This window comes from Vibrio sp. SCSIO 43097 (genome assembly GCF_023650755.1).
GTDB classification, from domain to species: Bacteria; Pseudomonadota; Gammaproteobacteria; order Enterobacterales; family Vibrionaceae; genus Vibrio; species Vibrio alginolyticus.
On record NZ_CP071840.1, the window covers coordinates 674,502 to 688,192 of the forward strand.

Consider the following 13,691-nt stretch of genomic DNA (forward strand, 5'->3'; position numbering starts at 1 on the left):
CACCATTACACCATAAGGTATTTCCTTTGTCACAATTGCCGATTGAAGCCGTGATTCCTGAGTTGCTGACGGCGGTCAAAAATCAACATCAAGTGATCTTAAAAGCGGCGCCTGGTGCCGGTAAGTCGACTTACTTCCCTTTGCAGTTACTCTTAAATCATTCGGTTGATGGAAAAATCATCATGCTTGAGCCAAGACGACTCGCGGCGCGTAACATTGCCCGTTATCTTGCTGAGCAATTGGGAGAGCAAGTAGGTCAACGCGTGGGTTATCGAGTCCGTGGTGAGGCAAAGGTAAGCTCAGCAACGCAGCTGGAGATCGTAACCGAAGGGATTATGACTCGGATGATCCAAACAGACCCGGAGTTGGATGGGGTTGATCTACTGATCTTTGATGAGTTTCATGAACGCAGCATTCATGCCGATACCGCTTTGGCATTCAGTTTAGAAGTTCAAGAGGCATTGCGAGACGATCTCAAGCTGGTGGTAATGTCAGCAACGCTTGATCAACAAGCATTACAATCGCTGTTGCCAGAAGCCAGTTACATTGAATCTGAAGGGCGGATCTTTGATGTGGCAATGAGTTACCAGCCGTTAGGTGTGAACGAGCATTTACCTACGAGTATGGCAAAAACAATAGAAAGTCTTATGAACAAAGAGTCCGGATCTTTGTTGGCTTTCCTACCGGGTGTTGGTGCCATAAAACAAGTTGAAGAGCGGTTGTCTCATTTAGCGGATGATATCGACGTATGCCCACTTTATGGTCAACTGAGCTTTGCAGATCAACAAAAAGCGATTACGCCAGCAGAACAAGGTAAGCGTAAAGTCGTTCTAGCGACCAACATTGCAGAAACTTCACTAACGATTGAAGGCATTCGCCTCGTCGTTGATTCTGGGTTAGAGCGTATTGCCCGCTTTGATTTGAAAAACGCTTTAACACGCTTAGAGCAAACACGCATTGCACAGTCTTCAGCGATTCAGCGTGCAGGACGAGCGGGACGAATAGAAGAGGGCATTTGTGTTCGTCTTTATTCTGAAAACCAGTTCAAGCAGCAACCGCTGGTTCCCCAACCCGAAATTTTGCATTCCGATTTAGCTAGTTTAGTTATGGAGCTTGCCTTTTGGGGAGCGAGTGATATCCACGATCTAAAGTGGCTTGATGTTCCCGCTAATGCGTCATTGGAACAAGCGAAGCAGCTATTGGTGTCATTGGGACTACTGACGGAAAAAGGGCAATTAACGTCCGAAGGAAAACAGGCGCATGAACTAGGCGTTGAGCCTCGTGCGGCTGCGATGCTAATTAAAGCGCAATCTTACAGTGATAAGATGTTAAATGCTGCTTTGGCGGCGGTCGCACTGATTGAAGAGCCAGAGAGAAATGTTACCAATATCGCTCATAGCTTGCATCGTTGGCTTGTTGGTACTCATCCAAAAAAGTCGATGTTGTTCAAGCGTGCTCAATCTCTAGCGTACAAATTGGATACGGTATTTGACCTGAAAGGCGTGGATGAAGATGCATTACCGCTGGTGTTAAGTTTGGCATTTCCAGATCGCATTGCGCAGCAGCGCACAAATCAATTTGGGCGATTTACTTTGGCTAATGGTCATGGTGCAGAATGTCGTCAGGAAGACATGCTAGGTGGGTGTGAGTATTTGGTTGCCGTTGACTTAATGCGTTCTCATTCTAACTCAAGTCAAATTCATTCGGCATGTGAATTGGATGTCAATATATTGCGAACGACCTTTGATACGCTATTTTCGTCTGAAGAAGTAGTGGACTGGGATGAAAAAAGAGGCCGTCTAATAGCTGAGCGACAAACAAAACTCGGTCTGCTGGTCGTTGAACGCGAGCCGTTGCCAAGCCCTGGCAAAGAAAAAATGACACAAGCTTTACTCACGTATGTCCGCCGCCAGGGCTTACAGAGTCTAAACTGGACACCGGCAGCGGAGAGCTTGTTGGCTCGGATTCGTTGTGCGGTGGAATGGTTACCTGAGCAGTCATGGCCAATGTTTGATGAAGCCAGTTTGCTGGATTCATTAGAGGAGTGGTTAGAGCCATACATGACGTCTGTCAGCTCGGTTAAAGACCTGAGCAAGATAAACTTGGTCGAAGCGCTTAATGCTCGATTAGGTTGGCCACTCAATCAACAACTGGATGAATGGTTACCTGAGCATTACCAACTGCCCACAGGTTCAAAGAAGCGTATCCGTTACCAATATGGCCACGAGCCGATATTATCGGTGCGTATGCAAGAAGTATTTGGGGAGAGTGGTTCCCCAACGGTGGCTCTTAGCCGCAAGCGTTTGGTGCTTGAACTGCTTTCACCGGCACAACGTCCATTGCAAGTAACGTCGGACTTGGCGGCTTTCTGGAACGGAAGCTACAAAGACGTTCAAAAAGAGATGAAAGGGCGCTACCCAAAACACGTTTGGCCAGATGATCCTGCCAATCATGTAGCAACAACGAAAACAAAAAGACAATTGAATAATGACTGACAGCAAGAAGCCTAGCGCCAAAAAAGCGCCAGCGAAGAAAAGTACAACCAATAAAGGAACCGCAAAACAGACTCGACGTACGCCGAGTAAAAAGCCGACTAACGAGAAACGTTCGTGGTTGAAAGTTCTGTGGTCGTTTAGCTGGAAAGCTGGCGTTGCACTTGCCGCTGTTTTGCTGTTTGTTGGGATTTACTTAGATAGTGTGGTGAAAGAACGCTTTGAAGGTCAGCTATTTGAGCTGCCAACAGTGGTTTATGCCCGTATCTTGAATCTAAGTCCTGGTGAGAATATCACTATCCAAGAGCTGCGCAACGAGCTAGATGTGTTGAATTACCGTAAAGTGAGTCAACCTCGTTACCCAGGCGAATATTCCTCTTCATCCACTCGGATTGAATTGATTCGTCGTCCATTCGAGTTTGCCGATGGTCCCGAGCCGGATCGTCACATTATGCTGCATTTCTCTGATTCCGGCTTGCAACGTATTCAGTCTTTAGAATCTCGAGGAGACCTTGGTTACTTGCGCCTAGAACCGAAGATGTTGGGCATGCTGGAGAAAGACCGTGATGAACAGCGCCTTTTCTTACGTCGTGATCAGTTCCCTGAAATTTTGGTGGATGCACTGCTTGCGACCGAAGACCGGGATTTTTATCAACATGACGGGGTGTCACCGCTCGCGATTGCACGTGCATTGGTTGCGAACATTAAGGCGGGTCGTACTGTTCAAGGTGGTAGTACGCTGACTCAGCAATTGGCAAAAAACCTGTTTTTGGCTCGTGATAAAACACTGTGGCGTAAAGTTCGAGAAGCGTATATCGCGCTAATTTTGGATTACCGTTACAGCAAAGATCGTATCTTGGAAGCCTACCTAAACGAAGTGTACCTAGGTCAAAGTGGAGGTGAAGCGATCCACGGGTTTGGCTTGGCGTCGCGTTACTATTTTGGGCAGCCAATTCAGGAGTTGCGAATCGATCAACTGGCGATGTTAGTTGGGATGGTAAAAGGACCGTCTTACTACAACCCAATTCGTTACCCTGAGAGAACGAAAGAGCGTCGTGATCTCGTTCTGCGCCTGTTAATGCAGCAAAACATGTTGACTTCAGAGCAGTATGAACAAGCTGTAAGTCGTCCACTCGATACGCAAAGCAAGCCACGTATTGCGAGCCGTCAGCCAGCTTATTTCCAACAATTGAGTATTGAATTAAAAGAAAAAGTTGGGGAGCGATTTAAGGCAGAGACCGGACTGCGCGTATTTACGTCTCTGGACCCAGTATCGCAAAGCAAAATGGAACAAGCTATCGCGAAAAAGATCCCAGAACTAGCTAAACGGGGTGGTAAAGAGTTAGAAGCCGCTGCTGTGGCCGTTGATCGCCATAGTGGTGAAATCCGTGCGATGGTTGGTGGTAAACGTGTCGGTTATGAAGGCTTTAACCGCGCGCTCAATGCCAGTCGTCCAATTGGCTCTTTAGTGAAACCAGCGATTTACTTAACGGCTCTAGAACAACCGGATAAATACAACCTAGGCACGACGCTACACGACACGCCGTTAAGTCTGAAGAGCAGTAAAGGTAACGTGTGGACGCCGCGCAACTACGATAGAAAATATCGTGGTGATGTGCCACTTTACATTGCTTTAGCGAAATCACTTAACGTACCAACCGTGCGCTTAGGTATGGCACTTGGCATTCCTGAAGTATCCAATACTTTAGAGCGTTTGGGCGTGAACAAAGACGAAATTCGCCCAGTGCCTTCGATGTTTTTGGGTTCGTTTTCTTTGACGCCATTCGAAGTCGCACAGATGTATCAGACTCTGACGAATTCAGGTAAGCGTGCAAAACTGACCGCTCTGCGCTCAGTCATGGATATGGAAGGTAATGTGCTGTATCAATCCTTGCCTCGTTCATCAAGAGCCGTGGATGAACAAGCAGCATGGCTAACGACCTACGCGATGAAACAAGGGGTTGCTCAAGGCACTGGCCGCTTCTTACAAAGCCAGTTTGGTTGGGCTGCATTGGCAGGAAAAACGGGTACCAGTAATGATAACCGCGATAGTTGGTTTGTCGGTGTTGATGGTCGTGAGGTGACGACAATTTGGCTAGGCCGTGACGATAATAAACCCGTGAATCTAACGGGGTCGAGTGGTGCATTACGAGTATACGCAGAGTACTTGAAGCAGCGTATTCCTGAGCGTTTAGAGCTCCCATGGCCAAGAGAAATCACCACATTAGGGTTCAAGCCGACATCAGATGGAGGTTTAGAAATGAACTGCCGTAGTGATTACAAACTGCCGGTTTGGGATAAAACTGGTCAGATAAAGCAACAGTGTGAGAAGAAATCAAACTGGTTAAATAGCATATTTGATTGGTAGCATCGCCAAATCAACAACATTAGCTTGTTTATCTGATTAATTCTTAGTACATATTAGGGCGTGTTAGTACAGTACTGCTAGCACGCCCTACTTGATCAGATATTCAATAAAGGAAGAAGTGAATGTTCAAAAAGCTGTTATCAAGCCCATCGGTTCGCAACTTTGCGCTTTGGGTTAGTACCTTTTTGATGATCACTCCTTCTGTTTCCCTCGCAAACTCTCTAACAAAAACGGATGACTTGGAACCTCGACCAAAGGTGGCGGTTGTGCTCGCTGGTGGCGGAGCGAAAGGTGCGGCACATATTGGGGTTTTAAAAGCATTGGAAGAAATGCAGATCCCTGTCGATATTGTGACTGGTACCAGTATGGGCGCCTATGTGGGTGGGCTTTATGCCACGGGGATGAGTGCTGATGAAATCGAGAGTTTTATCTACACCGTCGATTGGGGCAGCGGTTATCGAGATCGTGTTGACCGTAGCCAACGTCGAGTTCGTGACAAAGAGTATGAAGACCGCTATCAAATTAATACCGACCTCGGCTTAAGATTCGGTGAGGTACGAGCACCAACGGGTGTGGTGCAAGGCCAGAACATGTTGCGAGTATTGCGTGAGACTACAGGGAACTTAGGGCGATTCGATTCTTTTGATGATCTTGCCATTCCCTATCGTTCTGTTGCGACAGATATTCTTGCCCTAGAAGAAGTCGTACTGGGCAATGGTTACCTTGTTGATGCAATGATGGCTAGCATGTCTGTACCAGGAGCGCTTCCTCCTTATAAGCTCAATGGCCATATGCTTGTTGATGGCGGCGTCGTCAATAACATGCCTGTCGATGTGGCTCGCGCCATGGGGGCTGATGTCGTTATTGCCGTCGATATTAGCACCGATTACAAAACCGAAGATGAATTTACGGGGCTGTTTACTGTCGCGGACCAACTCTCTAACTATCTCGTTCGTCGTAGTACACAACAGCAAGTGGACGAGCTTGAACCTCAAGATATCTATATTCGTCCCAATGTGGGCACCATGGAAACTGTCGAGTTCGACAAAATGCCTTGGGCTTTTCAAGCTGGGTACGATATTACCAAGCAGTTAAAAGACAAGCTGAAAGGGGTGCGCTTGTCCAATGCGGACTATCAAAAATACATCGATCGCAAACAAGAAGTTCGTAAAACTTTGATTTATGGCGATCAGCGTGTGGTTGATGACATAGTGATTGTTAATAACACGCACTACAGCGATGTGTTGTTGACGAATCGTATTGAATTAGAAACCGGACGTCGTATTTCAACGGCCGAAATTGAGAAAGCCGTTGAAAACCTCTACGCGTTAGATCGGTTCGAGCTCATCACTTATCACTTTGAAGAGGTTGATGGTGAGACATTGTTGGTTTTTGATGTTAACGAGAAGTCGTGGGGGCCTAATTATCTCAACTTCCGATTTTTTCTTGAAGATGACTTCGATACAGATAGCCAGTACGGCATAGGGATATCAACCAACTTTACCAACTTGAACTCTCATGGCGCGGAGTTGGCGTTCAACGTAGAAATGGGCACGGATAAGCTGATTGAAGCTGAGTTGTATTCTCCTGTTTTATCTAGCCAAGAACTTTTTGTATCGGGGCGTATTTCCTATGGCAGTGAGAGCCGAAACTTACCTTTAACAGAGCCTCAAGCACCAGATTTAGAGTCAGTAAATGATTTTTTTCCGGTCACTTACGATGATTTTACAACAGAGTTAGCGATAGGTATCCAACCCACATTGTGGCAAGAACTTCGATTTGGCGCTCGCTACTCTACCGGAGATATTGAGCTTTCTACTTTGGCTTCTGCTGGTAAATTGGATTTTGAACGTCGTGGCCTGTTTGCCAATTATCGTCTAGATACACTTGATGATTTCGCATTTCCGACTCGTGGACTTTTAGTCGATCTCGAATATTTAGTGTCTCATGATCAAAGTCCTCAGGGCGTTAGCCTTTTAGAGACTGACAAAATTATTGAAGATACCGTTTATGAAATCTCTGCACGATTTAAAGGTGCAGTGAGTCATCAGCGTCATACTTTAGTCGGACATGCTGAATATAGTTTTGTAGAGAGTAAAAACTCATCTTTACCGCTTGATCCCAGAGAGTTGGGCGGCTTTTTAAGCCTATCTGGAATCCCAAGAAATAGCCTGATCGGACAGAACTTATTTTTCAGCAGTTTGGTGTACCGATATAAGTGGTTTGATAATGATTTCGGATTGTTTGAAGCTCCAGTCTACCTGGGCGCATCGGTCGAATATGGCGGCGTTTGGTCTGATAATGATCTGAAACTAAACGAAGCGCCGCTTTACAATGCTGGCTCCATCTTCTTTGGTGTTGACTCACCAATAGGACCAATAATGTTGGCATACGGTCGTACCGAGCAAGATTTGGATGCTGTGTATTTGATCGTAGGAACATCGTTTAATTAATCGGGTATGAGAAAGCAAAAACTTGGCATATTTGGTCAAAATTAGCAGAACTTTAGTCGTAAGTTGCTATGTTGGTCAAAATGATAAGATTTTAATTTAAGGTTAAATTTGCTATTATTTTGCCCACAGTTTGGCCTCTACGGCGCTGTTTCTCAATCATAATTGAATGAAAACAAGGGCAATGGAGAGCCAAGTTTCCAAGGATGTTCACTCCTTTACTTTAACAATAGTAATAATAGAGGAGGAACCGCAATGAGAGGAAAAAGTCGTGCTTGAAGCCTACCGTAAACACGTCGAAGAGCGTGCTGCTGAAGGAGTTGTTCCTAAACCGCTAGACGCAGAACAAGTTGCTGGACTTGTAGAACTTCTGAAAAATCCCCCGCAAGGTGAAGAAGAAGTCATTCTTGACCTACTTGAAAACCGTATCCCTCCAGGTGTTGATGAAGCTGCTTATGTAAAAGCGGGGTTCCTAACAGCAGTAGCAAAAGGTGAAGTTAAATCACCATTAGTGAGTCGTGAAAAAGCGGCTGAACTGCTAGGCACTATGCAAGGTGGTTACAACATCGAACCGCTAGTTGAGCTATTGGATGATGAAGCACTGGCAGAGATCGCAGTAAAAGCGCTGTCTCATACGCTGCTGATGTTTGATGCTTTCTATGACGTCGAAGAGAAAGCAAAAGCAGGCAATGCGCATGCACAGAAAGTACTTCAATCATGGGCTGATGCTGAGTGGTTCCTTTCTAAGCCTAAGCTTGAAGAAAAAGTCACTCTAACCGTATTTAAAGTAACAGGTGAAACGAACACGGATGACCTTTCACCTGCACCTGACGCTTGGTCTCGCCCTGATATCCCAGTACACGCACTGGCGATGCTTAAAAACGAGCGTGAAGGAATAAACCCTGATCAACCGGGTACTATTGGCCCGATCAAGCAAATTGAAGAGTTAAAAGACAAAGGCCATCAATTGGTTTACGTTGGTGATGTTGTTGGTACTGGCTCTTCACGTAAATCTGCAACCAACTCAGTGCTTTGGTTTATGGGTGATGATATCCCTTACGTTCCAAACAAACGAGCTGGTGGGTATGTGCTTGGTGGCAAAATTGCCCCTATCTTCTTTAACACAATGGAAGATGCTGGCGCACTACCAATCGAAGTTGACGTAACTAAGCTCAACATGGGCGATGTTATCGATGTTTACCCATATGAAGGTAAAGTTTGCAACCACGAAACTGGTGAGGTTCTAGCTGAGTTCTCGCTAAAAACAGAAGTACTGATTGATGAAGTTCGTGCTGGTGGTCGTATCCCATTGATCATCGGTCGTGGTTTGACAGACAAAGCGCGCCAGTCTCTAGGTCTTGAGCCTTCGGACGTATTCCGCAAACCTGGTGAAATCGCAGATTCTGGTAAAGGCTACACGCTTGCACAGAAAATGGTTGGTAAAGCATGTGGCGTAGAAGGCATCCGTCCTGGAACCTACTGTGAGCCGAAAATGACGACAGTAGGTTCGCAAGATACTACAGGCCCTATGACTCGTGATGAACTTAAAGACTTGGCGTGTCTCGGCTTCTCTGCTGATCTTGTCATGCAGTCTTTCTGTCACACATCGGCTTATCCAAAACCAGTAGACGTTAACACTCACCATACACTTCCGGACTTTATTATGAACCGCGGTGGTGTATCTCTTCGTCCTGGTGACGGTATTATCCACTCATGGCTAAACCGTATGCTGCTGCCGGATACTGTCGGTACGGGTGGTGACTCACATACTCGTTTCCCTCTGGGTATTTCATTCCCAGCTGGCTCGGGCTTGGTTGCCTTTGCAGCTGCGACAGGCGTTATGCCGCTAGACATGCCAGAGTCAATCTTGGTTCGTTTTAAAGGTGAAATGCAACCGGGTATCACACTGCGTGATCTTGTTCATGCCATTCCTTACTACGCGATTCAGCAAGGTCTACTAACGGTAGAAAAAGCGGGCAAGATCAACGAATTTTCTGGCCGTATCCTTGAGATTGAAGGCTTAGAAACGCTAACGGTTGAGCAAGCATTTGAGCTTTCTGATGCATCTGCAGAGCGTTCGGCGGCAGGTTGTACTGTGAAATTGTCTCAAGAGTCGATCGAAGAGTACTTAAACTCTAACATCGTGATGCTGAAGTGGATGATCTCTGAAGGCTACGGTGATCGCCGTACTATCGAGCGCCGCATTACTGCAATGCAAGAGTGGCTAGCAAACCCTGAGCTGATGCAAGCAGATAAAGACGCTGAATACGCACATGTGATTGAAATCGATATGGCTGAAATTAATGAGCCAGTACTATGTGCACCGAATGACCCAGATGACGCTCGTTTGTTGTCTGAAGTACAAGGCACAGCGATTGATGAAGTGTTCATCGGTTCTTGTATGACGAACATCGGTCACTTCCGCGCAGCAGGTAAATTGCTTGATAAGTTCAATGGCCAGTTAGCGACGCGCCTTTGGGTAGCGCCACCAACAAAGATGGATAAAGACCAACTGATTGAAGAAGGCTACTACGGTATCTTCGGACGTGCAGGGGTGCGTATTGAAACGCCAGGGTGTTCACTTTGTATGGGTAACCAAGCACGTGTTGCAGATAAATCAACAGTAATGTCGACTTCAACGCGTAACTTCCCGAACCGTCTGGGTACTGGTGCGAATGTTTACCTATCGTCAGCTGAGCTAGCTGCAGTAGGTGCAATCCTAGGTAAGATTCCAACCAAAGAAGAATACCTAGAATACGCGAAGCAAATCGACGCTACGGCAACGGATACGTACCGCTACTTGAACTTCCATAAAATGGATCAATACACCAAGAAAGCGGACGAAGTGATCTTCCAAGAACCGGCATAATCAGAAATGCACAATTCGAAAGCACCTCATATGAGGTGCTTTTTTTATGGGAGCAATTCGCTATACTCGCACCAAATTGATACGAAATAGGCAATCTCGGTGGAATTTGAATTCATTCGTAACACGTTGATGGGCGAGTACTACGTAAAATGTAGCATGGGACATGAGATTGTAGGGCGCTGGTTGCAAGAAGAAATTGGCAAAGATCCGATGAAGATTGCACAGGTTGAAAAGCTAATTGAGCGGTCATTTTCAGCGCCTTCTCAGGAGCATAACCTAACAGGCACGGAAATTAGCTTGATGATTCAGGGCGACGAAGTTCTTGTACAAGAAAACGCATTAGCCCATGAATATGATGTCGAGATGGAAAGTGAGTTCGACTTCTACAATGCAGAAAGTACAGCAAGTTGTGGGATAGAGGATTTCATGACACTTATCGAACAATGGAAAGACTTTTTGAACATTTAATGCACAGTTTTGGGTAACTTCTCTGCCGTTGCTTTAAATTTGTGAAAAGGGCGCACCGATATGGTGCGCTCTTTTTGTTTATAGATATGTAAATTGAGGTTAGCTTTTATTATTCAATGACTTAAAAACTTGGCACGTAGATTGGATTATAAGAAGTGTTTCAGGATGAAAGCTTCGGAGATAACTCAATGAAAATAATCAATGCCATTATTAAGCCGTTTAAATTAGACGATGTACGAGAAGCATTGGCTGATGTCGGTATCGAAGGGATGACAGTATCAGAAGTTAAAGGGTTCGGTCGTCAAAAAGGTCATACGGAATTGTACCGCGGTGCAGAGTATCAAGTTGATTTCCTACCAAAGGTGAAAATTGAAATCGCGACTCACGCAGACAATGTAGATCGTGTTGTTGAAGCAATTACAAAAGCTGCGCAAACCGGAAAAATCGGCGACGGTAAAATTTTTGTTTACGATCTGAACCAAGCGGTGCGTATCCGAACTGGCGAAATGGACGCAGAAGCACTTTAAGAATTCAAAGGATTGGAGATACTTATTATGGAATTAGCAACAACAGTAACCGAGTTACGTTACGCACTTGACACCTTTTTCTTCCTCATTTCCGGTGCGTTGGTAATGTGGATGGCAGCAGGCTTTGCGATGCTAGAGGCTGGCCTTGTGCGCTCTAAAAACACAACAGAAATTCTTACGAAGAACATCTGTTTGTACGCCATCGCATGTACGATGTTTCTGATTGTCGGTTATAACATCATGTATGTCGATAATGGAGAAGGAGGCTGGTTACCTTCATTTGGTACGTTAATTGGTACTCAAGGTGAAGGGGCCGACCACTCTTTAGAGTCTGACTTCTTCTTCCAAGTTGTCTTCGTTGCAACTGCCATGTCCGTCGTTTCTGGTGCGGTAGCTGAGCGCATGAAGCTTTGGTCTTTCTTGATTTTCTCTGCGATTTTAACTGCGTTTATCTATCCAATGGAAGGTTACTGGACATGGGGTGGAGGCTTCCTAGCAGAAGCTGGATTTAGTGACTTTGCGGGTTCTGGTATCGTACATATGGCAGGTGCTTCTGCTGCTCTAGCTGGTGTGTTACTGCTTGGCGCGCGTAAGGGTAAGTACGGTAAAAATGGTGAAATTTATCCGATTCCAGGTTCTAACATGCCTTTGGCAACGTTGGGTACTTTTATCCTTTGGTTTGGCTGGTTTGGATTTAACGGTGGTTCTCAGTTGATGGTTTCAGATTTTGAGAATGCTACAGCGGTAGGTCAGATCTTTCTAAACACTAACGCAGCAGCGGCTGCCGGTGCAATTGCGGCGCTATTCGTTTGTAAAACTACTTGGGGTAAAGCCGATTTAACGATGATTCTCAATGGCGCGCTAGCTGGCTTGGTTGCCATCACTGCAGACCCTCTATCGCCATCACCACTGTACGCGGTTGCGATTGGTGCGGTGTCGGGTGCACTAGTAGTATTCAGTATCATTGCTCTAGATAAACTTAAAATTGACGATCCAGTAGGTGCTATCTCAGTTCATGGTGTGTGTGGTTTCTTCGGCCTAATGGTAGTGCCACTGAGCAACGGTGATGCAACGTTTGGTGCTCAGCTTTTAGGTGCCGTAGTTATCTTTGCTTGGGTATTTGGTGCCAGCCTAGTTGTGTGGGCAATCTTGAAAGCAACCGTCGGGATTCGCGTTACAGAAGATGAAGAAATGGAAGGTATGGACATGCATGATTGTGGTGTTGGTGCTTACCCAGAGTTTGTTACGGTGAAATAATCATTAGCTTGTAATAAATGGTTACACACTTAACACAATAAAACCTGCTCCGATGAGCAGGTTTTTTAATATTCGTCATTGTCTTCTTATTGAACATACATATAATAACGCAACTGATAAACGTTATCATTAGCATGGTAAAGGATTAAACAATGAAAAAACTGCTAACTCTTTCAGCACTAACTTGCGCTACTCTAGCTCCAACAGCAATGGCTGCTGAAGAAGTGAACGTCTACTCTTACCGTCAACCTTTCCTAGTTGAACCTATGTTCAATGAGTTCACTAAAGAAACTGGCATCAAAGTAAACGTAAAATTTGCTAAAAAAGGCTTAGCAGAAAAGCTAGCTCAAGAAGGTGAGTACAGCCCTGCTGACGTTATTCTTACGACAGACATCAGCCGTCTAGCTGAACTGACAAACAAAGGTTTAGTTCAGAAAGTCGATAGCAAAATCATTGAAGAAAACGTACCTGCTCAATACCAAGATAAAGAGAATGAGTGGTTTGCTCTAACTCTACGTTCTCGTAGCGTTTATTCATCACGTGATCGCGTAGGTAAACTAGGCGCAGATTTCAACTACGCAGACTTAGCTAAGCCAGAGTTCAAAGGTAAAATTTGTACTCGTAGCGGTAAGCACCCGTACAACGTTTCTCTAGTTTCAGCAATGATTGCTCACAATGGCGAAGCAGAAACCAAAGAGTGGTTGGAAGGCGTGAAAGCAAACCTTGCTCGCAAACCACAAGGCAACGACCGTGCACAAGTTAAAGCGATCAAAGAAGGCCTATGTGATGTTTCTCTGGGTAACAGCTACTACCTAGGTAAAATGGTTAACGACAAAGAGCAAAAGGCTTGGGCTGATGCAGTTTACATCAACTTCCCTAACCAAGAGACTACAGGCACTCACGTGAATATCTCTGGTATGGCGATGGCGAAGTACTCTCCAAACAAAGACAATGCTGTGAAGCTAATGGAATTCCTAACGGGTGACAAAGCGCAGCAAATGTACGCAGAAGTTAACTATGAGTACCCAGTTAAAGAAGGCGTGAAGCGTTCTGAGCTTGTGGAATCTTGGGGTGACTTTAAAGCAGACAAGCTTTCTCTAGACGATATTGCAGCCAACCACGAAGCGGCAATTAAGCTATTAGACGAAGTGAAATTTGACCTTTAATTCCTTGTGGGGGTATAACAGTACCCCCATTTGATTAAAGGATATGAGATGTATTTGCAACAGCATTTGTATTTCATACAGCCTTGCAGTAATT

Annotated in this window: 8 protein-coding genes; all 8 read left to right on the forward strand. The window is 45.4% G+C overall.

Going from position 1 to position 13,691, the window contains the following annotated elements:
• The first annotated feature begins 26 nt into the window (after positions 1–26).
• A complete protein-coding gene (gene hrpB / locus J4N40_RS03305; RefSeq protein WP_115386277.1) occupies positions 27–2,495 on the forward strand; it encodes an ATP-dependent helicase HrpB in 2,469 nt (822 codons plus the stop codon).
• Positions 2,488–4,860: a penicillin-binding protein 1B gene (mrcB, locus tag J4N40_RS03310; protein WP_250654367.1), complete on the forward strand. Its 2,373-nt coding sequence runs from the start codon at positions 2,488–2,490 to the stop codon at positions 4,858–4,860. The genes hrpB and mrcB overlap by 8 nt, the downstream gene beginning before the upstream one ends.
• A gap of 122 nt (positions 4,861–4,982) precedes the next feature.
• Complete coding sequence (locus tag J4N40_RS03315; RefSeq protein WP_115386276.1) at positions 4,983–7,313, forward strand: patatin-like phospholipase family protein; 2,331 nt, start codon at positions 4,983–4,985, stop codon at positions 7,311–7,313.
• Between the two features lie 268 nt (positions 7,314–7,581).
• The gene (gene acnB, locus J4N40_RS03320) at positions 7,582–10,179 is read left to right on the forward strand and encodes a bifunctional aconitate hydratase 2/2-methylisocitrate dehydratase (protein ID WP_005380009.1); all 2,598 of its coding nucleotides are present in this window, start codon (positions 7,582–7,584) and stop codon (positions 10,177–10,179) included.
• Positions 10,180–10,278: 99 nt separating this feature from the next.
• Entirely contained in the window at positions 10,279–10,647 is a 369-nt protein-coding gene (locus J4N40_RS03325) for a YacL family protein (RefSeq protein WP_025768192.1), read from the forward strand.
• A 188-nt stretch (positions 10,648–10,835) separates the two neighbouring features.
• The gene (locus tag J4N40_RS03330; protein WP_005386570.1) at positions 10,836–11,174 is read left to right on the forward strand and encodes a P-II family nitrogen regulator; all 339 of its coding nucleotides are present in this window, start codon (positions 10,836–10,838) and stop codon (positions 11,172–11,174) included.
• Positions 11,175–11,201: 27 nt separating this feature from the next.
• Positions 11,202–12,431: an ammonium transporter AmtB gene (locus J4N40_RS03335; RefSeq protein WP_047102648.1), complete on the forward strand. Its 1,230-nt coding sequence runs from the start codon at positions 11,202–11,204 to the stop codon at positions 12,429–12,431.
• A gap of 152 nt (positions 12,432–12,583) precedes the next feature.
• On the forward strand, positions 12,584–13,597 hold the full coding sequence (locus J4N40_RS03340; protein WP_005386566.1) for a Fe(3+) ABC transporter substrate-binding protein: 1,014 nt from the start codon (positions 12,584–12,586) through the stop codon (positions 13,595–13,597).
• Positions 13,598–13,691: the final 94 nt, after the last annotated feature.